At 46.3% G+C, this 23,201-nt stretch carries 16 protein-coding genes; 9 read left to right on the plus strand and 7 right to left on the minus strand.

Annotated elements, in window-relative coordinates; translation table 11 throughout:
* Window positions 1–40 precede the first annotated feature (40 nt).
* The 3 genes from OSC7112_RS34330 (at window position 41) to OSC7112_RS05495 (ending at window position 7,729) form a co-directional block, all read left to right on the plus strand.
* Window positions 41–2,827, plus strand: coding sequence for an adenylate/guanylate cyclase domain-containing protein (locus OSC7112_RS34330; RefSeq protein WP_015174966.1), 2,787 nt, complete (start codon window positions 41–43; stop codon window positions 2,825–2,827).
* 83 nt (window positions 2,828–2,910) lie between these two features.
* Window positions 2,911–6,621, plus strand: a complete 3,711-nt coding sequence (locus tag OSC7112_RS05490) for a PAS domain S-box protein (RefSeq protein ID WP_015174967.1) — start codon at window positions 2,911–2,913, stop codon at window positions 6,619–6,621.
* A 4-nt stretch (window positions 6,622–6,625) separates the two neighbouring features.
* Window positions 6,626–7,729 carry a hybrid sensor histidine kinase/response regulator gene (locus OSC7112_RS05495; RefSeq protein WP_015174968.1) on the plus strand — a complete coding sequence of 368 codons (1,104 nt, stop codon included), beginning with the start codon at window positions 6,626–6,628 and terminating at the stop codon, window positions 7,727–7,729.
* A 21-nt stretch (window positions 7,730–7,750) separates the two neighbouring features.
* On the opposite strand, the gene OSC7112_RS05500 is transcribed toward OSC7112_RS05495, so the two are convergent.
* A complete protein-coding gene (locus tag OSC7112_RS05500; protein WP_223300853.1) occupies window positions 7,751–9,022 on the minus strand; it encodes an NAD(P)/FAD-dependent oxidoreductase in 1,272 nt (423 codons plus the stop codon).
* A 211-nt stretch (window positions 9,023–9,233) separates the two neighbouring features.
* Here OSC7112_RS05500 and OSC7112_RS05505 point away from each other — a divergent pair, with 211 nt between their 5' ends.
* Both OSC7112_RS05505 and OSC7112_RS05510 read left to right on the plus strand, forming a co-directional pair.
* Window positions 9,234–9,512, plus strand: a complete 279-nt coding sequence (locus OSC7112_RS05505) for a hypothetical protein (RefSeq protein ID WP_015174970.1) — start codon at window positions 9,234–9,236, stop codon at window positions 9,510–9,512.
* A gap of 51 nt (window positions 9,513–9,563) precedes the next feature.
* Window positions 9,564–10,103, plus strand: a complete 540-nt coding sequence (locus OSC7112_RS05510) for a DUF2231 domain-containing protein (RefSeq protein ID WP_015174971.1) — start codon at window positions 9,564–9,566, stop codon at window positions 10,101–10,103.
* Between the two features lie 149 nt (window positions 10,104–10,252).
* Here the strand turns inward: OSC7112_RS05510 and OSC7112_RS05515 are convergent, their stop codons facing one another.
* Together OSC7112_RS05515 and OSC7112_RS05520 are read right to left on the minus strand one after the other, a co-directional pair.
* The gene (locus OSC7112_RS05515; RefSeq protein WP_015174972.1) at window positions 10,253–11,149 is read right to left on the minus strand and encodes a pentapeptide repeat-containing protein; all 897 of its coding nucleotides are present in this window, start codon (window positions 11,147–11,149) and stop codon (window positions 10,253–10,255) included.
* 253 nt (window positions 11,150–11,402) lie between these two features.
* Complete coding sequence (locus tag OSC7112_RS05520; RefSeq protein WP_015174973.1) at window positions 11,403–13,898, minus strand: VIT domain-containing protein; 2,496 nt, start codon at window positions 13,896–13,898, stop codon at window positions 11,403–11,405.
* A 478-nt stretch (window positions 13,899–14,376) separates the two neighbouring features.
* Here OSC7112_RS05520 and OSC7112_RS05525 point away from each other — a divergent pair, with 478 nt between their 5' ends.
* The 3 genes from OSC7112_RS05525 to OSC7112_RS05540 all read left to right on the plus strand — a co-directional run bounded on the left by OSC7112_RS05525 (window position 14,377) and on the right by OSC7112_RS05540 (window position 18,054).
* Window positions 14,377–15,393, plus strand: coding sequence for an Rpn family recombination-promoting nuclease/putative transposase (locus OSC7112_RS05525; protein WP_015174974.1), 1,017 nt, complete (start codon window positions 14,377–14,379; stop codon window positions 15,391–15,393).
* 106 nt (window positions 15,394–15,499) lie between these two features.
* Window positions 15,500–17,158, plus strand: coding sequence for a CTP synthase (gene pyrG, locus OSC7112_RS05530; protein WP_015174975.1), 1,659 nt, complete (start codon window positions 15,500–15,502; stop codon window positions 17,156–17,158).
* A gap of 473 nt (window positions 17,159–17,631) precedes the next feature.
* Window positions 17,632–18,054, plus strand: coding sequence for a hypothetical protein (locus OSC7112_RS05540; RefSeq protein ID WP_015174977.1), 423 nt, complete (start codon window positions 17,632–17,634; stop codon window positions 18,052–18,054).
* A gap of 177 nt (window positions 18,055–18,231) precedes the next feature.
* On the opposite strand, the gene OSC7112_RS05545 is transcribed toward OSC7112_RS05540, so the two are convergent.
* From OSC7112_RS05545 to OSC7112_RS05560, 4 genes are all read right to left on the minus strand, one after another.
* Window positions 18,232–19,119, minus strand: a complete 888-nt coding sequence (locus OSC7112_RS05545) for an ROK family protein (RefSeq protein WP_015174978.1) — start codon at window positions 19,117–19,119, stop codon at window positions 18,232–18,234.
* Window positions 19,120–19,341: 222 nt separating this feature from the next.
* The gene (locus OSC7112_RS05550) at window positions 19,342–20,049 is read right to left on the minus strand and encodes a tetratricopeptide repeat protein (RefSeq protein ID WP_015174979.1); all 708 of its coding nucleotides are present in this window, start codon (window positions 20,047–20,049) and stop codon (window positions 19,342–19,344) included.
* 151 nt (window positions 20,050–20,200) lie between these two features.
* The gene (mltA, locus tag OSC7112_RS05555) at window positions 20,201–21,424 is read right to left on the minus strand and encodes a murein transglycosylase A (RefSeq protein WP_015174980.1); all 1,224 of its coding nucleotides are present in this window, start codon (window positions 21,422–21,424) and stop codon (window positions 20,201–20,203) included.
* Window positions 21,417–21,674 carry a hypothetical protein gene (locus OSC7112_RS05560; protein WP_015174981.1) on the minus strand — a complete coding sequence of 86 codons (258 nt, stop codon included), beginning with the start codon at window positions 21,672–21,674 and terminating at the stop codon, window positions 21,417–21,419. The genes mltA and OSC7112_RS05560 overlap by 8 nt, the downstream gene beginning before the upstream one ends.
* A gap of 714 nt (window positions 21,675–22,388) precedes the next feature.
* On the opposite strand from OSC7112_RS05560, the gene OSC7112_RS05570 reads away from it, so the two are divergent.
* Complete coding sequence (locus tag OSC7112_RS05570) at window positions 22,389–22,628, plus strand: hypothetical protein (protein WP_015174982.1); 240 nt, start codon at window positions 22,389–22,391, stop codon at window positions 22,626–22,628.
* The last annotated feature ends 573 nt before the right edge of the window (window positions 22,629–23,201 follow it).

Consider the following 23,201-nt stretch of genomic DNA (forward strand, 5'->3'; position numbering starts at 1 on the left):
AATTAGCTCCAGAGGGCGCATTCAATACTAAAAATCCCACATGAAAACATTGTTAAAAAAACTGTTAGTTCCACACCACTTGGAGTACCTAGCACTGGATAAAGACTTTTTAATCCAAGAAATCTCTCTGCAAGTGCAGCGGTTTGCAGACTGTCCCGACGAAGTTGTCGCCGGCAACGATGTTCGCATTCCCTTTCCCGAATTGGTGGGAACCGAAGAAATTTTAATCGAGATTTTTGAAAAACGTTTGCCAAATTTTGAATTAAAAGCGATTACGCGACTCTTAGAAAATGGTTCGCGGCTTTATTTTGATATGTATATCGTGGAGTTCACTAATGACGAAAATTATCAGAGATTAATTATATTTTTTCAAGACGTAAGCGACAGGATGGCTTTAGAACAAACTCTCGTCCAAGCTACCAATGAAATGGATATTTTATTGAGTACCTTAGCGGCTACTAATAATTATGTTGAAAAAATTATTAGTTCAATGGCCGAAGTGTTGTTGGTAACAACCGCCTCGGGAAAGATTAAAAAAGTCAATCAAGCTGCTCAAGATTTGTTCGGTTACAGCGAATCAGAATTAGTAGGGCAGCAAATAGACGCTCTTGCTGCTTTTGGCTCTTCTTTGCAAGCAGTCAGCCAAGAGGAGCCTCAACAATTGCAAACTCACGCCGAAGTAATTTGCACGGCAAAAACCGGAGTAAAGCTAACAGTTTCGTTTTCCTGTACGGCGATTTCGACTGATATTAAAGGCCTTTCTGGCTCTTCGCCCGCCGTTCAAGATTTCGTGTACATCGGCCGCGATGTCACAGATAGACAGCGCGCCCGCAAGCGACAAATAACTCAGTACGTCACCACTCGCATCCTGTCGGCATCCGAAACAATCAAAAAAGCTATAGCAGCAATTCTGCCCGTAATTTGCGACTGTTTGGGATGGGATACCGTCGAACTTTGGATGCCAGAAGCTGGGGAAAAACTGCTGTCAGAAACTAAGAGAATAACTGCGGTTTCCGACCCCAATTTGCTTCGCTGCGTCGCCAGTTGGACAAAACGCTCAGTTTCTATCCCCAAATTTGCCGAATTTACCGAACAAATGACTTGTGCATTTGGCGAAGGATTGCCCGGTTTCGTTTGGGCCAGCGGTTCCTCTCAGTGGATTGCAGATGTCACAAAAAGCGACAGTTGTCTGCGCCGAGAAATTGCTGCTGAAGAAGGACTGCACGGAGCTTTTGGTTTCCCGATTTTTGGCGACTACGAGCAGGAAAATTCTGCAAGATCTGTGTTGGGGGTGATGACTTTTTTCAGCCGCGAAGTGCAGTGTTTTGATGAAGAATTGCTGCAGACAATGGCGACAATCGGCAGCCAAATCGGTCAATTCATCAAGCGCAAGCAAGCGGAAATAGCTTTGCGGGAAAGCGAAGAACAACTGCGAGACTTATTTGAAAATGCTACTGACTTAATTCAAAGTATAGGAGCGGACGGTCATTTTTTGTATGTTAATCGGGCTTGGCGGGAAACTCTGGGCTACACCGAAGCAGAAATTGCTCAAATTACTGTTTTTGATATCATTCATCCGAACAGTTCGCCAGAGTCTGTGGATATATTGTATCAAGCTATTATCAAAAATACCGTAAATGAAAATACATTATATCCAGCGTCGGTTGAAATAATATTTATTACTAAAAATCATGAAAGTATCTTGCTGGAAGGCAGCATAAGCTGTAAATTTTCGGGAGGTTCGCTAGTAGCAATTCGCGCTATTTTGCGAGATATTACTGCTCGAAAAATAGCCGAAGACGCCCTAGCAAAATCTGTGTCCCTGCTGCTAGCAACTTTTGATTCTACTGCGGACGGTATTTTAGCTACGGACAGGAGCGGAAAAATAGTCACTTTCAATCGAGAATTTGTGGAAATGTGGGGCATACCTAATGAAGTGATGGCACTGCGAGACGACGCCACAACGATCGCCTTTGTCCTGAACCAAATCAAAGATCCCCAAGCATTTCAAGAGAGAATACAATCGCTTTACGAGCAGCCAGAAGCCGAAAGTTACGACTTGTTGGAATTTCAAGACGGCAGATGTTTTGAACGCTATTCGCAACCGCAGCGGCTGGGAGATACAATTATCGGCAGAGTCTGGAGTTACCACGACATTACGGAACGCAAGCAAGCAGAAGATGCCCTGCGGGAAGAACAACAAAAATCAGAAAAGCTGCTGTTAAATATCTTGCCCAAGGCAATAGCAGAACGTCTCAAGCAAAATGAAACTACTATTGCCGAATACTTTCCTGAAGTGACTGTTTTGTTCGCTGACATTGTGGGGTTTACTGCTTTGTCTGCCGTCATGAATCCGATCGAACTTGTGGATCTCCTAAATAAGATTTTCTCAGGATTCGACCTTTTGTGCGAACGGCACGGGTTAGAGAAAATCAAGACTATCGGCGACGCATACATGGCAGTAGGAGGACTGCCCGAACCCAGGGCAGACCACGCAGATGCGATCGCCCAAATTGCCCTAGATATGCAAGCAGAAATAGCCAGATTTAATGCTAGCCATAATAAATATTTTAGCATCCGCATCGGCATTCACAGCGGCCCGGTTGTTGCCGGAGTAATTGGCATCAAAAAGTTTATTTACGATTTGTGGGGCGACACGGTAAATATTGCTTCCCGGATGGAATCTCAGGGCGTGCCTTGGCGGATTCAAGTGAGCGAAACTACTTATAAGTTGTTGGAAAATAAATATTTGTTTCAGGAGCGAGGAATGATTGAAGTTAAAGGCAAAGGGGAAATGAAAACTTATATTCTCACGGGCATAAAATAAGGCAGCTCATCAGTTATAAGTAATCTGGCTGATGACTAAAAGTGTTGCTAGAGTTAATTAGCAATACTTTTTGACCGAGACTAATGGAACTTGCTAATTTGTCTGCCAATTTACGATCGCCCGACGAAGCTGTCGATCGCCACCCTGTGACGGTTGATCCCTCAACTTCGCTCGCAGAGGCGATCGCCCTGATGCGTCGGGCGATCGACCCTTGCCCGCTGCCTAATTCACCTGCACTTCCCGACTCAAACGAAACTGTAAAAGCATCGATTAGTTGCGTCTTAGTTGTCGATGAAAATCAGCTAGTCGGACTGCTAAGCTCGCAAGATATGCTGAACTTAGCCGCCTCCGAATACGGATGGCAAGGCATGAAAGTTGCCGAGGCAATGACGCGGAATTTAATTGTCTTACAAGAATCAGAATTTACAGATATTACTACCGCATTCAAGCTATTTTGTCAATACTCGATCGATTGCTTGCCAATTGTAGATGAACGGGGTCAGCCAGTAGGTATAGTCAGCGAAAAAAGGATTCGCCCAGCAATGTATAGCTGGATCGAGGCACTGCATCAAGAAGTGGCAAAACTCCAGGAACAATGCGAACTGTTAGAGGGCAATTGTGAACTAGAAAAAGTCAGCGATCGCCAAAATGCCGAAAATGCCATGCGGCAGAGCGAGGCGCGCTACCTGGCGATTGTGGAAGACCAAACCGAACTGATTTGCCGCTACCTCCCAGACGGTAAAATAACTTTTGTCAATCAAGCTTACTGCCGTTATTTCGGCGTGCAACCAGAAGACTTGCTCGGCAAATGCTTCATCTCCCTGCTGCCGTCTGCAGACCGAGAAATTTTTCAACAGCAATATACTTCTGTGTCTCCCGACAACCCTATTTTTACTTCCGAACACCGAGTAATTTTGCCGAGCGGGGAAATTCGCTGGCAGCAGTGGATCGATCGGGCGATATTCGACGACAGCGGACAAATCGTCGAGTATCAAGCAGCAGGCCGAGATGTCACGGATCGCAAACAAGCAGAAATCGCTTTGCAGCAGCTCAATGCAGAGTTAGAACGGAGAGTGCAGCAGCGGACACAATGGTACGAAATGGCAGTATCGGCAGGCAAAGTGGGGGTTTGGGACTGGAATTTGGAAACCGACGAAATCTACATTGCGCCGTCTTTGAAAGCTTTGTTGGGGTATCAGGACGCAGAAATTCCTAACCGCATGGAAAATTGGGCGTCTCACGTTCATCCCGACGATCGAGTTGCAGTCGCCGAAGCAGTAAATGCTTATTTAGAGGGTTTGACAGAAATTTATGAAGTAGAACACCGGATGGTGCGTAAAGACGGCAGCACCTGCTGGATACTTGGCCGCGGCAGCGCGATCCGATCGGCTTCTGGCAAGGCCTTGCGCCTGACTGGCACTGACACCGACATTACCGATCGCAAATTGACCGAAGAAAAACTCCAAAACTCCGAAGCCGAACTGGTGGCGCTGTTTAATGCCATGACGGATATCGTCCTGGTTTTCGACGCAAGCGGGCGCTACCTCAAAATCGCTCCCACGGCTCCCGAACTGCTGTACAAACCGGCTCCTGAAGTGCTGGGCAAAACCCTCGCCGAAATCTTCCCAGAAGCGGAAGCTAATTTTGCCCTGGGCCACATTCACCAAACATTGGCATCCCGGCAAACTCACAGAGTTGAATACAGGATGGAAATTGGCTGCAAGTTATTCTGGTTTGATGCCACGATTTCGCCGCTGGAGTTTGAGCGGGTGATGTGGGTCGCCCGAGACATTACCGCCCGCAAACACGCAGAAGCTGCACTGCAAAAGAGCGAGGAAAAGTTTCGCAACTTATTTGACGATGCTCCGATCGCGCTTGGTTTGGCAAGCGTGCGCGACTACCGCACGATCAAAGTGAATGAAGCTCACCGCCAGATGTTGGGCTACAGCGATTCGGAGTTGGCTACCATGACTTTTACTGAACTCACGCATCCAGAAGATTTACAAGCAGATGATGTAGAGCAAGTCAAGCAGTTGGTCTGCGGCAATATTTCTCGCTTCCAAAAAGAAAAACGCTTGATTAAGAAGAATGGCGAGCTGATGTGGGCAAACTTGACGGTGACGCTGATCCGCGACCGCGAGGGCATTCCTCTCTACAGCATGGGGGCGATCGAAGATATCAGTTATCGCAAGCGGGCAGAAATGGAATTTCAGCAGTTAAAAGAACGCCTGCAATTTTTACTGGCTTATAATCCGGCGGTAATTTTTACTGCCGCACCTACAGGAGATTTTTGTACTACTTATATTAGCGACAACGTTAAGGCAATCGTGGGCTACGAACCCCAAGAACTGTTAGCAGATTCTAAATTTTGGTCGAGCCGGATTCACCCTGAAGATAGGCAACAATTTTTAGTAAACTTTTCTGATTTGTCCGAGGGTAAAAATTGCATTTGCGAGTACCGCTTTCTGCACCGAGATGGAATTTACCGCTGGCTGCGGACGGAACTGAAACTCTTGGTTGACAGCAGGGGCATTCCGATCGAAATTATTGGTTACGCCGCCGAGATCACCAATTCTAAATATGCCGAAATCTCGCTGCAACAGCAGTTCGAGCGAGAACGGCTCGTGGAGGCGATCGCCCGTCGCGTCCGCCAGTCTTTGCAATTAGAAGAAATTCTCAACACTACGGTTGCCGAACTCCAGCAAGTATTGTTAGCCGATCGAGTTTTGGTCTATCAAATTTTACCCAAAAGCGGCGGGCGAGTCATTGCTGAAGCCGTGGCAGAAGGATGCAGCCAACTCGTGGATAGATGTTTTGGCGAAGAAGTTTTTCCGCCTGAAAGTTATCAGCTTTATTTGCAAGGGCGAATTTCTGCGATTTCCGAACTAGATTCTCCCAGCATTACACCTTGTGTGATGGAGTTTATGAAAGAAATTCAAGTTAGGGCAAAGTTAGTAGTGCCGATTATTCAGCACAGCCAGCTTTGGGGATTGCTGATTGCCCATCAATGCGATCGCCCTCGCCAGTGGCAAGAATGGGAAATGAATTTATTTCAGCAGTTGGTGAATCAATTAGCGATCGCCATTCAGCAATCTCTACTCTACCAGCAACTGCAAGCTGAACTGAGCGATCGCAAACAAGCAGAATCAAATTTGAAAAACTCCCTCAAAGAAAAAGAAATTTTGCTCAAAGAAATTCACCACCGCGTCAAAAACAACCTCTGCGTAGTTGCCAGCCTGTTAGAATTGCAATCTAACACAGTTGCCGATCCGCAATTAGGCAAAATGTTTGAAGAAAGTCAGAATCGCATTTATTCGATGGCTCTGATTCACGAAAAACTGTATCGCTCGACCAACCTAGCGCAAATTAATTTGGGCGAATATCTCGAAGATTTGGTAAGTAACTTGTTTCACTCTTACAATATTAGCAACAACCGAATTCAGTTGCAGGTATTAGCTGAACCAATTTTCCTAAATCTTGAAACCGCTACTCCCTGCGGTTTAATTGCCAATGAATTGGTTTCAAATACCCTCAAACACGCTTTTCCTGATGGCACTAGCGGTACAGTTAGTGTAGAATGTTATCAAACTGGCGATGGAGAAATCAACCTCTTAGTTAAGGACAACGGCATCGGCTTTCCTCAAAACTTAGATTTCCGGAAAACTAACTCAATGGGCTTTCAAGTTGTCTGCACTTTAACTGAGCAGTTAGAAGGAAGCATCGAACTCTCAAGACAAACTGGCACAGCGTTTTACCTGAAATTTAACGAGTTAAACTACTCTCAAAGGTTCTAAAATCATGGATTTGGCAGAAAAAGCAATTAATATTTTGATTGTTGAAGACGAACTATTAATTGCTAAAAGTTTAGCCCAAAAATTAGAAAAGTTGGGATATCAAATCGCAGACATCGTTTCTTCAGGAGCCGATGCCATCCAGCGCGCCGGCGAACTGGAACCAGATTTAATCTTAATGGATATAGTCATCAAAGGCGACATAGACGGCATAGAAACAGCAGTAAGAATTAATCAAGAATTAGATATCCCAATTATCTATACAACTGCTTATGCTGATGACGAAACTTTGCAGCGAGCCGAAAATACTGGTTCTTACGGCTACCTTCTCAAGCCGTTTAAACAAAGAGAACTGCACGCAACTATTAAGATAGCGCTGAGCAAACATCAAGAAGCAGTTAAAATGCAACAACTAATTGCACTAGCAGCAGCCAAAAGCGAAAACAGATCGCGATTTATTTCAATGGCATACCACGATTTAAACACTCCTTTAACTACCATACAGCTATCGGCTGAAATGTTGGAAGATAGCGAATTGCATAAAAACCCCGGAACGACCAATAAAAATGTCGAACGTATCAAAAAAGCCGTCAGCAATATGAGTGAATTGCTGGAGGAAATTTTAATGCTCAGCAAAGCAGAATCCGGAAAACTTTCCTTGAACTTAAATCCGGTAAATGTGATTGATTTGTGCAAATCTATTTTAGAAGAAATCCAACCTCTCGCTACTCAAAAACACTTAGTAGCTTTCCGCAATCAAACCGAAAAAATCCAAGCTAGTCTGGATGCAAAACTGCTGCAACACCTCCTCACTAATTTGCTGTCAAATGCTATAAAATATTCTCCTAATGGTGGGAATATATGTCTAGAATTAAGCTGTGAGGGTAAACAAGTAATTTTTTGCGTGAGAGATGAAGGAATTGGCATGACAGCGGAATATCAGGGGAAATTATTTCAGCAGTTTGAACGGGATGCTAATGTAGGCAAGATTAAAGGGTCGGGGTTGGGACTTTGCATAGTCAAACATATAGTTGACCTGCACGGCGGTACAATAAGTGTAGAAAGTGAACTAGGTAAAGGTACTACATTTATTGTCGCCCTGCCTTTTTAGTTAGTAGTTAGCAGTCATCAGTCATCTATCCTTCTTCGTTCTTCCTTCTGCGATAAATCGACTGGGAGATAAAAGCCCGTGAAGCGAAGCTATCCCGTTCCCCGCAGGGGTTCCCGTTCCCCGTAGGGGTTCCCGTAGGGTAGGGTAGGGAATCGCCCTATCTTCTTTTCCCACTGCCCAATTAGCAAATCGCTCAGCCAAAGCAGGTACAATCACCAAAGGATTGCTGAAACCAGAAAAAACGTGCAATCCAGGGCGATCGGCAATCGGCCCCACTACGGGCAAATTATCAGCGCTAAATGCCACAATACACTCGTGCCAAGTTGCGGGTAAACCTGCCAAATCAGGCAAAACTTTGCTGATTCCTGCACGAATTGCCGTTTCGCTGGTTTCGCGATCGACTTTAGCATTCAAATCGCTCAAAGTGCGAGACAATTGCCCGATCCGCAAACTCCCATCATTAAACTGAATCGCACCAGAATCTAAAATCGGCGGCTGTAACTCTTTACCAGGTTCATCCCAAAGAAAATCCACCTCATTTCTACTCGATTCAGCTTCCAATTCAAAACGTTTTAATACCGCAGGCATCACCAAAGTCCTGAGTTTCACATCCACAGGTGCAGTTTCCAAAATCTCCGTGCGAGTAAAATAAACTCCCGCAGAAACACCAGCGGCTTTTAGGAAACTCCGACTCCAACCTCCAGCACAAACAACCGCATTTTTGCAGGCATAACTTTCGTGTACCGTCTTAACTCCCGAAATTCGATTTCCCTCTTGTATCAACCCAATTACTTCAGCAAATTCTATAGTTCCTCCCAACCGCAGAAACCCTTGACAGTAAGCTGTATTTGTGGCAGTCGGCGAAATGTGACCGTGACGCACAGTCAGAGCTCCGGCGATCGCACTTTTATTCAGCAAAGGTTCCAACTCGCCAGCTTCTGCAACACTCAAAAGCTGCGGAACAATCGCAAAATGCGCGTAATTAGCCGCCACTTTTTCGACATCGTTGCCCGCATCAATAGTCAGCAACAAATCCAACTCGCGAAACTCAGTATCGGCATCTAATTGGGCCGATAAATGGCGGTGGCGTTCGATACCTTCCCGACACAATTGACGAGTTAAATCAGTTGTTCCCGACCAATAAGCCAAGCCGCCATAACTAAAACGAGTAGCATTTTGCATGGTAGCATCTCGTTCCAAAAGCAGCACAGCAAAACCTTTTTTTGCCAGTTCGTAACTCAGTGCAGCACCCGTAATGCCACCGCCGACAACAATCCAATCGTAACTTTTCATGGGCAACTCAAAGGGAAGGAAAATATCATGCTTAGATTTTAGCTTAGGTTTTTTCGGAACCAATCGAAAAACCTCTACCTGCAGGAAGAGGCTGCCTGCGATCGGCATAACTGAAACTTCCACCCGTCGGGAGATGTTTGCGTAGAGATATTTTTCGTTCAATAGTAGGAATTAGAGTCGGCAAAAAATTAGAAATACCAGAGAGGTTTTTATGAGTATCGACAAACCAGGGAAAGATATGGAGCGCACTGCCAATCCGGGCGATCGCATTTCCGACGAACCGCAAACCATCGAAGAAAAAGCCCAGCAACTGGCGGTAGACCACGTGCCCGACATCACGGGAGATACAGTTACAGTTCCAACTTATGCGATCGTAGAAGAACCGGACGGGGAAAAGAAAGCCCTGCACCACGTCAAAGACGCCGAGGAAATTTCCGACGTAATTAGGCAGGCCCGCGTTGACGAAAATGGCGATCGGATTTGGGATTAAGTTCCATCCCATAAAAACGGCTTTGTTGTACCAAAGTTATCGGTAGAAATCATGGAAACAAATCAAAGAAATAGTACGCCCTATCCCAATCTTCCGCCGATTTTAGAAAGTGACGACAGAGAGTATCGCGACGCCGGTATTACGAGTACGCTTTCAGTTGCAGGCCATCCCATCCACCCCATCATCGTCATCTTTCCGGTAGCCTTTTTAGTAGGAGCCGCCGGTTCGGACATCGGTTATTGGCTGACAAGCGATCCGTTTTGGGCGAGAGCTTCGGTTTGGCTGATGGGTGTCGGTTTTGCTGCGGGGATTTTGGCCGCCATCACGGGCTTTTTAGATTTTTTCAAAGTTAAAAGAGTGCGCGATCGCAGTGCCGGTTGGTTGCACATGGGCGGCAACGTGGCGGTTATGGTACTTACCCTGATTAACCTGGTGTTGCGACAAGGAAATCCGGCTGAGCCGATCGTATATACAGGTTTAGCAATCTCGATCGTCGTTGCAACCTTGCTGGGCGTTACAGGCTGGTTCGGCGGCGAACTAAGTTTTCGCCATAAAATCGGCGTCATTGGCCCTAGCAGTCATAATTCCTAGGTTTCTGACCATTTGTAGTAGGGACTTGAGCCCCTCTTCAATGGATAATTTAGGACTAAAGTCCTTACTACAAACCTATCGATAGTCGTTTGTAGTAAGGACTTCTGTTGTCAGTCAACAGTCAACAGTCATCAGTCATCAGTCAACAATCAACCGTTAATCTCATTAACTTCCCAAGAATTGACTTGGCCAGCCCCAGCTAAGGAAAAATAGCGCCTAGTAGAATCCGGCAAAATAGCTCCCGCCAACAAAGCATTATCTAAATTAGCTCCTATTAACGTCGCCTCGCTCAAATCTGCTGATATCAAATCTGCTTGACACAGCTTTGCCCAATTCAGATTTGCCCCTTTCAAACAACTTCCCCTCAACTTAGCCCCGGTTAAGTTTGCACCCGCCAACTTCACCCCACGCAACTGAGCCGCGCTGAAATTCGTCCCCGCCAAATTCGAGCCTTCCAAATTAGCTCCCATTAGTTTAGCTTCGCTCACGTTGACGCCGCTCAAATCTGCACCGCAGAGATTCACCCCTGTCAACTGCGCTCGCCGCAGACTGACTCCGGTTAATTGAGCCCCAAAAAGTTTTGCACTATTGAGCCTTGCACCGTAAAGGTTGGCCCACTTAAAATTAGCTCCCGTCAGATTCGCGCCCAGCAAGTTAACTAATTGCAAGTCGGCGCTGCACAAATTGGCATTCCACAACACAGCACCCCGCAGGTTTGCGCCAGTTAAAGTTGCACCGCTTAACTTGACTCTGGGCAATTTTGCTTTTACCAAAAAAGCACCGCTGAGATTGGCTTTTGTCAAATCTGCACCAGAGAGTTGGGTTTCACCCATTTTGGCAAAACTCAGATTTGTTCTGTGCAGCAGCGCACCTTTGAGTGTTGCTTTGGTGAGAAACGCCCTGCTGAGGTTCGCCCCGGAAAGATTAGCTCGCGAAAGGTTAACTCCGATTAAGATGGCTCCGCTGAGGTTTTTCCCGCTGAGGTCGGCTCCGGTAAAGTCTCTTTCTCCTTTTTCGTAATTGTTGAGCAGTTCACTAACTTCCATAGGGCATCATACCTTCTATGATTGGGGGGTTTCGATCCAGAAATCTTTAATGTTAAGGTTGTTTAAGAAAGGAAACTGTTTCAGAAAGGAAACTGTTTTAGCGTTTGCCTCAAACGGTATAAATTTCATTAACATTACTTTCTGTTTAAAGGCAATCTCTTAATAAAGATTTTATATCTTCCACGCGGTAGCGATCGCGCTTTCGGTATTTTTGACTTAAAAGTTAATGTTTCTTGACATAGATACTCGTTGCTTAAGGAGCGTCCGTAATTCGCAACTTCAGGCGCAGCGTGCCCTTGAATCCTGCAGGAGGTTGCCAGGAACTCAAGGCCCTCTTGAGAGCCTCTACGGCGTCTGTTGCTTGCAGCGTCGAGGTTTGAGTATCGTTAGCGAAGCCCTCGAAGAGGATCGCCAATCGGGCAACGCGGCCGTCTTGTACCGATAACTCCCATACCGTTTCACCGCTAACCCGCGCCGGGAGATTGACAGATTGCAGGTATTGAGTCAAAGCCGCGATCGCCCCGGCATCCAACCCTTCGGCGCTAACTACTTGTAGGCGAGAAGCCAAAGGTTTCGGGCGTTGCAACTCACCGTAACCGGGCTGCCGCGGCACAGCAGGAGCTGGACTCACCGGTGCCGAGTTGCGATTCGAGGTAACGCTGCGAGAGCCGCCCCTAGTTGGCTCAGCCCTCTCGGCTTCAAAAATACCCTCATAGCTGACACCCTGCGGCAATTCCACAGGCACTTGCACTCGACGACGAGATCCATCTGGCTCGACTCGCACTTCTTCGCTCACCGCCACAAAAGCCGTGTATTCCGACAGCAAGCGATAAGTCAGAGCAGTATTAGTCACAGCTTCCACCAGAGATTTAGTCTCGCCACCAAACATTTGATTCATTAAATCTTTAATGCGCGATCGCCCCCAAAGCTGAGCTACCGCCGGATTGCCAAAATCCGTAGCGGTTGCTGCGACGGAAGTAGACTCCCGCTGGCGCGAAGAGCCGGAGCGAGCAAAATTAACAGGTAAAACTTGCTCGTAAGCTTTGCCGCCCGCAAGAGTGCCGCGGATGCGAAGTTGTCCGTTAGCTCGATCGGTCTTTTTGCCAAACAAAACCAGCGGCTGAGTCGCAAACAAGTCTGGGGGTGCGATCGGATAAATCTCCGGTTTTTCCCCCATTCCTTCCCAACTAATTTGAATATTAGTCAATACCGGACTGTTAATTTCTCGAAAAAACTTTTCTGCCGCTTCTGCTGACGGTTCATCTTGACGAATTACTTGAGACGTGCCTCTTCCCACTTCCGCCAAACGGTTGAGCAAAAACCGATTCACCGAACCGCCGACACCAAAACTATAAAGTCGATTTCCCGGTTTTAGACTCCCCTGAACCCGCGCTAGCACTTCATTTTCATTACCAATGTAACCGTCAGTAATTAGTACAATACTCCGCAGCCTTCCTGTTGCCGCCGCCGGAAAATTCATCACTGCTTGAATGCCGTTAAGCAGTTCAGTGCCACCGTTTGCCTGCAAGTTTTGGATGTAATTAATGGCACTTTGTCGGTTGGCAGCCGTATTTGCTAAAGGATTTGTTGAAAGCGCTTTTGCAGTATTTGCAAAATCAATAATAGTAAAAGTATCGTTGGGATTCAGTCCTTGAATGAAGCGGCGCATCAACTCCTTAGATTTGGCTAGCGGTTCGCCCTGCTGAGAACCGGAAGTATCCATGAGAAACACGACATCTTTAGGTACAATTTCGTTATTTTTGTAGTTTAATGCCGGAATTAAATAAGTAGCAAAATGACCGCCCCGCTTGTCGGATTGAGTCAAAATAGTTGCCCGAGTATTTTCGCCCGCGACTCGATAGCGCAGAATTAAATCTTTATTGGGAATTGTGTCTGAATTGGCTAATTGGACTTGCACAATATTACCGCTGCGGTGAGTGGTAATTTGATGGGAAGTAGAGCGGACATCCCCGATCGCCACTCCGGCATCTATTTCTACCGAAACAGCAATATTGTGACCCGATCGCGTTCCTGGAGGCAAAACAGGCGGGTTAATGCGATCGGCACCTGTTGAATTTCCCGAAATATAGCGCGGCCCAACCACCATTGGAAACACAAATTCGTAATCGCCGCCGGCAAACTTGAGACTTTCCGTGTAGCGAATCGTAACTTCAATTTTTTCTCCCGGTTTGATATTAGCGAGAGACTGAGTAAAAATATTGTCGCGTTCTTGTTCCAACAAACCCGCACTCCGGCCTTGCTTTCTGGCTTGTTCGTAAATTTCCAAAGCTTCCGAGCGGCGTTTGATATCAGCTTTAATAGTTCGCGAGCCTATTTTAATTTCCATATCGTCCACCGCCGCTTCGTCGGGCAAAGGAAATACATAAACAGCTTCTATAGATTCGGGAAAAGGATTCTCAAACTTCTGAACAACTTCGACGCGGGAGATATTGCCAGCTATTTTGGCTTTAACTTCAGTCTGCTTGAGAGGAAAGACTTGTTCTGGGGTCGTATTGGGAGTTTTGACGAACAAACCGCCGACTGGACAGCGAGTTTCGGGCGATCGTCCGCCATTGCAATTAACATCGTTACTAGCGAGGATTTTCGGCGGCAGAGACGAATAATTTTCCCCAGGAGTTTTTGCTCGCGCTGCATTGGGAGCGAGCCACGCGCTACACTCGATAGCAGCGAGCAATGCCATACCAGTACAAAGCAACCGTTGAGGGGATAGAACGCAGACAAACTTCATAGCTGTTTTTTTAGCAGACTTGAGATGCTTTGTATACCATGACTTTACGATTGCCGAAACGTTCCTGAGTTAGCTTTTTGGGAAAAATCACTGAGCGCGTAGGGCTGATTTGAGATTTGAGATTTACCCCACAGATAAATCTGGGAGTTTGAACTAGCGTCTAAAATTTTGATCTTTCCACGACAGGAGTACGTGGCAGCGTATCCGTTTTTGGGCCTTGTCAATGCTTCAATTCTTTAATCGAAAATCTAAAATCTAAAATCTAAAATCGATTGACTCGCCTAGGGGCCGACTGGGCCCTGGAACTTTTGTCGAAGCCATGATTGCTCGGGGCGACTGCTGTCGGCCGCTCGATCCGTATTTGGGTGAGGTCGGTTGGAGCGATCGTCCGCCCACCCAACCTAGAAGATTGTATGATAGTTAAATAATTAAATAACTCTAATCTCAACCTCTCAACTTCTAATAAATTGAAAAAGCCATGAATTTTATTAACCCCAAAACCGACTTTGCTTTTAAAAAAATCTTCGGTTCTGCTGACAGCAAAGACATTTTGATTAGTTTCTTGAATGCCCTGCTCTACGAAGCGCAGCCAGTCATCGAAGATTTAGAAATTATTGACCCTTATTTAGCTCCCAAAATCAAAGGAGTCAAAGATACTTACTTGGATGTCAAAGCTAAAATTAGTGGCAGCAAAACTGCGATCATTGAAATGCAGGTGTTGAATGTAGAATCCTTTGAGAAGCGGATTTTATACAATGCTACCAAAGCTTACTCAGTGCAATTGAAAAGCGGAGAAAACTACAACCTATTAAATCCCGTAATTGCCTTGACGATTACAGATTTCCAAATGTTTGAGCATCTGGAAACAGTAATTTCGCGGTTTTGTATCAAAGAAAAAAACAACTTGGTCGATTATTTGGCGGATGAATTAGAATTTGTCTTTGTTGAGTTGCCCAAATTTGACAAAACTTTAGCAGAATTAGAGACTCTGACTGATAAGTGGATATATTTCATGAAAACTGCTCGGACGTTAAGGTCTGTGCCGGAAGAGTTGGGAAATGTACCGGAACTCCGCAAAGCTTTTACAATTGCCAATGAAGCAAATCTCGATCCGGATGAATTGGACGATTTAGAAAGGCGAGAAATTTTTATTCAAGACCAGCGCGGTGCAATTACCAAAGCAACCAGAATCGGGATAGAACAAGGAATCAGACAAGGCATCGAACAAGGCATCGAACAAGGCATCGAACAAGGCATCGAACAAGGCATCGAACAAGGCATCGAACAAGGCATCGAACAAGGCATCAAACAAGGAAATGTGACATTAATTGTTCGTCAGTTGGAGCGCAGTGTCGGCGGGCTATCGCCGGAGATCAAAACCAGCATCGCTCAGTTATCCGCTCAGCAATTAGAGAATCTAGGAGAGGCACTATTAGACTTTGCCAGTATGTCAGATTTGACAACTTGGTTGCAAGCACATAACAATCGTCAATAATTTGGTCAAATGGGTGTAGGGGCAATCCCCCGTAGTTGCCCTTATGGATTACCTATGTCACATTTGAGTCTGACCTGACATTGAAACATCTAAAGTCGAAAATCCTATGAGCAAATTTGTGTTTGTGACCGGCGGCGTGGTTTCCAGCATCGGCAAGGGAATTGTCGGTGCTTCCTTGGGCCGCCTATTGAAGTCGCGGGACTATTCTGTCTCGATTTTGAAGCTAGACCCCTATATTAACGTTGACCCCGGCACTCTGAGCCCGTTTCAGCACGGAGAAGTCTTCGTCACGCAAGACGGTGCGGAAACTGACCTGGATTTGGGGCACTACGAGCGTTTTACCGATACTTCCATGTCTCGCCTCAATAGCGTCACCACGGGTTCGATTTATCAAGCGGTGATCAACAAAGAACGCCGCGGCGAGTATCAGGGGAGTACGGTGCAGGTGATTCCTCACATCACTAACGAGATTAAAGAGCGAATTCACAGGGTAGCAAAAAATACTAATCCAGATGTGGTGATTACGGAAATCGGCGGAACGGTGGGAGATATTGAATCTTTGCCGTTTTTGGAGGCAATTCGCCAGTTTCGCAAGGATGTCGGCCGGCAAAATGTTGTGTATATGCACGTCACGCTGATACCTTGGATTCCTTCGGCTGGGGAGATGAAAACTAAACCGACTCAGCATTCGGTGAAGGAATTGCGGTCGATCGGCATTCAACCAGATATTTTAGTCTGTAGGTGCGATCGCCCGCTGTCTTTGGGCATGAAACAGAAATTGTCGGAATTCTGCAACGTCCCGGAAGAATGCGTCATCACGTCTCAAGATGCTAAAAGTATCTACGAAGTACCCCTGATGATGGAACAGGAAGGTTTGGCCCAACAAACGCTCAATTTGCTGCAACTCGAACATCGCCAGCCAGATTTGCATCAGTGGCAAACTTTAGTCAACAGGCTTTACAGTCCCAATCACAAAATTGATATTGCTTTAGTTGGCAAATACGTGCGGTTGAACGATGCTTATCTTTCGGTGGTCGAAGCTTTGCGGCACGCGGCAATTGCGATCGGCTGCGACCTGAATTTACACTGGATTAACTCAGAAGATTTAGAATCGGGCAACCTCGATAATTATCTCAAAGATATCAACGGCATTCTTGTACCGGGAGGTTTTGGGGTTCGGGGAGTTGACGGCAAAATAGCGGCGATAGAATATGCTAAACACAACAAAATTCCATTTTTGGGATTGTGTTTGGGGATGCAGTGTGCTGTGATTGAATGGGCGCGCCACACCGCCCAACTAAAGGATGCCAACAGCGCTGAATTTGACCCGGATACATCAAATCCGGTAATTAATTTATTGCCAGAACAGCAAGATGTAGTCGATTTGGGCGGTACAATGCGACTGGGTTTGTATCCGTGCCGTGTCAACCCAGACACGCTAGCTTTCAAACTTTATCAGAAAGAAGTGATTTACGAGCGGCACCGCCATCGGTACGAATTTAACAACGCCTACCGCAATCTTTTCTTAGAATCAGGTTATGCAGTCTCCGGTACATCTCCAGACGGCCGATTGGTAGAAATGATCGAATTGCCCAACCATCCCTTTTTCATAGCCAGTCAATTTCACCCCGAATTCCAATCTCGACCTAGCACCCCCCACCCATTGTTTCAAGGGTTTATCCAGGCGGCTAGCATCCAGGGAAAGCAGGATGTTTTAGAAGATGAGGGTCGCGACTTGGTTGCCGGGAAAGTTGCAGCAAACTGATCTCATATCATGTGCGATCGATTAGTTCTGATATATTAGAGGTCTGTAGGGGCGGTTCAGAGTAGACAATATTCAAATCGCCCCGACAATGGACATTACAAAACCACCCAACAGACCAATAGGATTTGATCGGGGTCGCACTTACCGGACTAGATATCGGGCAGCATTCTCAACGAGTGAAAAACCTCACCCCCAACCCCTATGCAAGGGCTGGGGGGCAGTAGCACAAGGGAGAAGGCAGAAGGCAGAAGGCAGAAGGCAGAAGGCAGAAGGTAAAAATGCTGATATTTTTACTTAACTTTTTACGGATTTCAAGGGTGATACCAGTTTCCAAAAAAATGCAACTTTAGGCAACTCCCAACCCAGATAGTCATCAGTCATGCCCAATCTAAAATCTACAATCTAAAATCTAAAATGGTAGGAATTGTCAAACTATCCTAAAATACCAGGAAACACAGGTTTGAGGAGGCTTTGTGGCTTATTGGAGCAAAATTACTTATGAGAAAAGTACATACATAATTGACCTTGACACTATTAGTGCTTTTTCTAGCGAACTGGATAACAAGCGTCTCACCTTTTGGCTGCCTAATAGCAGTCAGCCGATTATCCTCAATCCCCAAGGCAATTATGAGGCTTACAAGCAAGTTCTCGATTACCTCAAAAAAACCATCGATCGCAATTCTAGAGGTTCGTGGATTAAAATTCATTATGACCGCAAAGAATTTGCGATCGATATGAGTCGAATTAGCTCTTTTGCTTGCGAACAGAACGGTCGGCTAAGCTTTTGCCTGCCTGACAGCGCAACTAATATTATTATCCTCCGCCAAAGCAACCCGGAAACTTATCAAGAAATTCAGGAATACATTAAAAATACGACTGGACAATCTCTGCCATGAAGAAGTCATCAGTCATCAGTCATTAGTCATTAGTTAGAAGCATGAACAATGAAGGGAGACTCTGTGTAGTAACTCCTCACATTCATTTTCTTTTTTTTGAGGTAAAGCGCTGAGGTTGCACCCTAATTTTAGATATGAAAAAAGCACAGTAAAATGCGTTGCTTTTTTAAATTTTCACTATTGAACAAGCTGCCAAGCTAATTTCGCAGCCCCTACCATGCCTGCTTGATTGCCCAATTCAGCCACCAATAACTGTAAATCTTCGCGAGAACTCGGCAGTACACGTTGCTGAATTTCGGCTTGAACCTGCGGCAAGAAAAATTCTGCACCTGCACTAATTCCGCCGCCGATAATAATAGCTTCCGGCGTTAAAATATAAATTATACTTGCCAAACCGATACCCAGGTAGCGCCCGTAATTTTGCCAAAATTCTAAAGCTTTGGCATCTCCAGACTTAGCTAAATTTGCTAATTCTATAGGTTCCAAACCCGTTTCCCGGCGAATTGCTTGCACCGAAACGTACTGTTCTAAAGAACCGCGATTGCCGCTGTTGCAGTCCGGGCCGTCGGGATTTATGGCAATCAATCCTAGTTCTCCTGCCGCGCCTAGATGGCCTGCAAATAGTTTACCGTCTAGGATAACTGCACCGCCGACGCCTGTACCTAAAGTTAGTAAGATTAGGTTTTTAAAGTGCCTTCCTGCACCCAACCAAGCTTCTCCCAATCCGGCACAGTTGGCATCATTTGCTAATATTGTGGGCAGCCCGGTTTTAGCTTCCACCCAGTCAGCTAGGGGGACGTTATGCCAGTTTTTGAGGTTAATTGCTACTCTGGCTATGCGGCCGGCGGCGTCTGCGGGGCCTGGAGTGCCGATGCCGATCGCACTTACAGCATTTTCGACCGGATTCAGTTGTAAAATAGCATCGGTCATCGCAGCTAAAACGGCTTCTGGCGTTGCCGGTTGAGGGGTTGGAACAGTTAAGGATTGGTGACAAATCCCATCTTCGCTAAATCTGCCGAGTTTAATTGCGGTTCCGCCTAAGTCAATGCCGATTACTTGTGTCATTCGATTTTGGGTTTGGGATGCAATAATTTGGGATTCATCCTCATAGGATGAACATATTTTATGGTGCAGATTGTGCACCTTACTAAGTAACTTTCTAGTGACAATTTAAACCCTATAACGACTATTTTTGTGTATAATTAGGGACAAAAACGGCGGTTAATTATTAATAGTATCATACCGATCGCAATACCTAGCAAAAATTATAGATACAAGCGAGTTCGCCTATTCAATTTCGCCTAACTTACGTTGGGCTACGTCTCGGTTGTGCAAAGCATCGCGGTAGTCTGGTTTGAGAGCAATTGCCTGGTTGTAAGATGCGATCGCCTCTTCAAATCTTCCTAAATTATACTGCTCGTTCCCTCGATCGCACCACGCCTCAGCATCTAAATTAACTTCCGATTCTGCCTCCGCATCCTCAGCGCCTCTGCGGTTCCCTTCCCCAGAAAAACCCAAACCATCCCCAACAAACACCGCCTCAATCACCCTCCCCTTTGTATCCTCCTCTTCAACCTCCGGCAGCGGAAACCGTGTCAATATCTCCCCCCCAATTTGCCTCGCAACCTCTGACAATTCCCCGCTGCCAATTCTACCTAACAATACCAGCCTCTGCGACAATTCCTGAAGCGATGCCACCGCATCCGCAGCAGCGGTGCCATCATGTTCGCCCTCTAACAATCTTTGCCCAAACCGTCGCAGCCAAGCAGCCAATTCACCATCTTTAAGGCGTTTTGCGATTAAGAATCCCGCTACATCTCCTCGACTCCAGCCGGCATTCACCCCTTCCAGGATTTCCATGAATTTCGACTCGTATTCCGCATCTGTTAGGGTTGGGCGGATGGCGGTATTTCCCGGCGGTGGGGTGGGTGGGGTTGGGTATCCGAATATTCGCTGAAATAGTCGTTTGAAGAATTGCAGAATTTTGTCGAGCATTTGTGAAATTGGGAGGGTGGGGTATTTTCTATTTTATAGCAATTATCACAAATAGATTACATATTGATTGTCCGCGATATCTGTAGGGACACGGCACTGCCGTGTCCGGGATGGCGACGCACAGCAAACAATCACATGAAGTAGAATTAATCTACTTTAAAAGCGGATAATACAGTTCTCCTGTTGAGTTGATATGACCGGCCCGATCGCCCGCTAAATTCCCCGTTCCCATGAATACGTCAACTCTCCCCGCACCTTTGATTGCACCGCCGGTATCTTGATCCAAAACGTACCGATTCACGGCATTTTGTTCGAGTTGTCCCGCCGCATTCGGATAAGGGAGTTTTGTACTAATCAATGCTAGTGCGCCAGGGGGCATTAAGGCTTTGTCGGTGGCGATCGACCTTTCGGCAGTTACTGGCACTCCAATGCTTCCTGTGGCTGGAACTCCATTAGTATCCCGGAAGAATACAAAGCTTTCATTTTTCGGCAAATATTTGTTCATCTCTGCGGGAAAGTTGGTGAAATATTCCTTTAGTTTCGGCAAAGTCAACTCTTCTAAAGTAAACTTTCCGTCTTTAACTAATTCTCGCCCGACTCCGGTATAACTGTGACTGGTTTTGCCTGCAAAACCGACTGTCATGACGCTACCATCTGTTAGCTGCAATCTCGCAGAACCTTGAACGTGCACGAGAAATGCTTGGAAGCGATCGCGCAACCAAACTAATTCTAATCCCCGCAGCAATCCTTTGCTTCCCTGCAAAGCATCTTCGCCTTCTAATTGCAATCTTGTCGGGTGAGGTTTCGGCCAAGATGCCATGTTTGGCGGCATCCGGTACAGGGGATAACGGTATTCGGAATTCGGCGTGCGAGATGCTGCGTAAGTCGGCTCGAAATAACCTGTAAATGCGACTGTTCCTTTGCCATCTTTGCCCGTGGATTTGTAAAATACAAATTCGCGCTTGACCGATTCCTGAAGTTGTGAGGGGGTTGTGGAACTGACAACTAATTGGCGAAATCGATCGAGGGAACGGCGGACTCGATCGCGCGTAAATCCTGCGACTGGATAGCGGCTGTAAGCAGTGGCGGCGGCCGATGTATCGAGATAGCGGAGGCTGTTGTCGATCGACCTTAACAGCAATTCTTTATCCCCCGGTTTGCCATTTTCGCCCCAGATTTGAGCGTCAAAGGCGATCGACTCCAATTCACTCGCTTGTAACTGATTTAGACTAATTGGTTGCAGCGGCCCGGCTGCAACGGCGGGCACCGAAAAAGCGATCGCCAAAATGCAACAGGCGATCGCTAATAGCTGATAGCGAAAAATCTTGCTCAATTGCCAATCTTCCCTACTGAATAGATTATTTTCCTTATTCATCGTATCGTTCGACGCTAGAAGTAAATATCGGTTCTACGCGAATTGCGACCACGCTGGTAGGCCGAACTACCATGTATTCGCCTTGAATATTTTTAATCGGGACGTTAAGAAATTCTCTTGAATCTTGTTTCGGCACCAGCGTACTGCTGTACCATTTTTGAAAATCTTGCAGGGTTGCGAAACGCACTTCTTCGCGATGGCCACCATCAAGCAGCAGGTGTACGGAATATTCGCTGGGTGTTCTAGGCATAGAAGATGGAGAGAGTTGTTGGAGGACAATCAAAAATCAAAAATCAAAAATCAAAAATTGATGTGGTTGCCCTCAAGCAGCAGGTGCACGGAATATTCGCACTTGTGTTCTAGGCATATCTGTATTTTAGATTTTTGATTTTAAGCTTTTGGAACGATTCCATATTTTACATCTTCCTCGGCGCATTCCCTCATCTAGTAGGTTGGGTTGAGCCAGAGGGAGAGACGGGAGAGGGGGAGAGTGGGAGAGTGGGAGAAGGGGAGAGTGGGAGAAGGGGAAGGTGGGAGAAGGGGAGAAGGGGAGAGTGGAAGAAGAGGAGGGTGGGAGAGACCGGAGAGTTGTTGCAGGAAAATCTCAATCTAAAATCTAAAATCTAAAATCTAAAATCGATAGAGTTGTTGTAGAAAAATCTCAATCTAAAATCTAAAATCCAAAATCTTAAATCGATTGACGGCGGCCCCCATCTGCGGCTACGCTGTGAAAATAAGGCTGCTTTCCTCAAGGAGGAAGCAGCCCGCGTCGCTCAAAAATCTAGTTGCACTGCCCAAAGCTGCTACCAACAGCAATGGACAGCTAACCGCCAAACTGATTACGGCAGTATGGAGGCTAATGGAGAATTTTAACACTCTCTGTAGCCGCCCTGCTCTGTGTTAACGTGCGGGGCGGCTGGGTTTTTGGGTTTTCCTAGAAAACCAAAAACCAGGAGATCATATTATGTCACAGGAATTCGTACCTGACGATAACTTTTCCGCGCGTCCAAATGACGACTCAGCAGCATCGGAACAGGAAGTCGTGCGGATCGCGGTTTTCGGTTCCCGCGCAGCCGTGTTAGAAACCATCCACACCTTGTACCGACTGGGATTTGCCGCCGTCGGGGATTGGAGTCCGCCACAGCGAGGCGCACAGCCGGGACAAGTGATAAGCGTACTCATTCGCCGATCGCGCAAAGCCTAAAAATAGGATGAAATACGGTAGGGACACTCCAAGATCCAAAGCGCGTCAACTTAAGCCTGAAACCATTGATAAATCTCGCTTTTAGCTTAGTCTAGATCCCCCTAAATCCCCCTGATTGTTGGGGGACTTTGAGAAGACTCTTGTCCCCCCCTTCGTAGGGGCGGTGCCCCCGTGCCCGCCCTTGGCGCCGGGGGGATCTAGATTTAATACTCAAACAACAGTCTGTGATTGGGTTTGACGTTAAGTTGACACCAATGGCTTCTTGGAGTGTCCCTACAATGATTAATCTGGCGGAATACAGGGATTGTGTATTTTAGAACACGATTTGACCGCAACACTTAAAATAGTCTTGATTTACCGATCGACCGCACCCTTTTCTCATCAATATTTCTGGTTAGCTGGGGGTGTCTGTCAGCCGGAGTTGCGAGGTTCTGCTTCCAAAATGCTGAGAATGGTGCACAATTTCAAATTAACAACAAAACTTGCACTATTTTGAGTAAGCTTTGGGGGGAACAACTTAGAAAGCCTGTTTCTAAGACTGATGCAAAATATCAAATTAATCCTCCACCTTGT

It is taken from the genome of Oscillatoria nigro-viridis PCC 7112 (assembly GCF_000317475.1).
Taxonomy (GTDB): Bacteria; Cyanobacteriota; Cyanobacteriia; order Cyanobacteriales; family Microcoleaceae; genus Microcoleus; species Microcoleus nigroviridis.

Excerpts from the sequence above, each read along its gene's own strand:
- OSC7112_RS34330 (WP_015174966.1), top strand. The coding sequence starts at position 41 with ATGAAAACATTGTTAAAAAAACTGTTAGTTCCACACCACTTGGAGTAC.
- OSC7112_RS05490 (WP_015174967.1), top strand. The coding sequence starts at position 2,911 with ATGGAACTTGCTAATTTGTCTGCCAATTTACGATCGCCCGACGAAGCT.
- OSC7112_RS05495 (WP_015174968.1), top strand. The coding sequence starts at position 6,626 with ATGGATTTGGCAGAAAAAGCAATTAATATTTTGATTGTTGAAGACGAA.
- OSC7112_RS05500 (WP_223300853.1), bottom strand. The coding sequence starts at position 9,022 with ATGAAAAGTTACGATTGGATTGTTGTCGGCGGTGGCATTACGGGTGCT.
- OSC7112_RS05505 (WP_015174970.1), top strand. The coding sequence starts at position 9,234 with ATGAGTATCGACAAACCAGGGAAAGATATGGAGCGCACTGCCAATCCG.
- OSC7112_RS05510 (WP_015174971.1), top strand. The coding sequence starts at position 9,564 with ATGGAAACAAATCAAAGAAATAGTACGCCCTATCCCAATCTTCCGCCG.
- OSC7112_RS05515 (WP_015174972.1), bottom strand. The coding sequence starts at position 11,149 with ATGGAAGTTAGTGAACTGCTCAACAATTACGAAAAAGGAGAAAGAGAC.
- OSC7112_RS05520 (WP_015174973.1), bottom strand. The coding sequence starts at position 13,898 with ATGAAGTTTGTCTGCGTTCTATCCCCTCAACGGTTGCTTTGTACTGGT.
- OSC7112_RS05525 (WP_015174974.1), top strand. The coding sequence starts at position 14,377 with ATGAATTTTATTAACCCCAAAACCGACTTTGCTTTTAAAAAAATCTTC.
- pyrG (WP_015174975.1), top strand. The coding sequence starts at position 15,500 with ATGAGCAAATTTGTGTTTGTGACCGGCGGCGTGGTTTCCAGCATCGGC.
- OSC7112_RS05545 (WP_015174978.1), bottom strand. The coding sequence starts at position 19,119 with ATGACACAAGTAATCGGCATTGACTTAGGCGGAACCGCAATTAAACTC.
- OSC7112_RS05550 (WP_015174979.1), bottom strand. The coding sequence starts at position 20,049 with ATGCTCGACAAAATTCTGCAATTCTTCAAACGACTATTTCAGCGAATA.
- mltA (WP_015174980.1), bottom strand. The coding sequence starts at position 21,424 with ATGAATAAGGAAAATAATCTATTCAGTAGGGAAGATTGGCAATTGAGC.
- OSC7112_RS05560 (WP_015174981.1), bottom strand. The coding sequence starts at position 21,674 with ATGCCTAGAACACCCAGCGAATATTCCGTACACCTGCTGCTTGATGGT.
- OSC7112_RS05570 (WP_015174982.1), top strand. The coding sequence starts at position 22,389 with ATGTCACAGGAATTCGTACCTGACGATAACTTTTCCGCGCGTCCAAAT.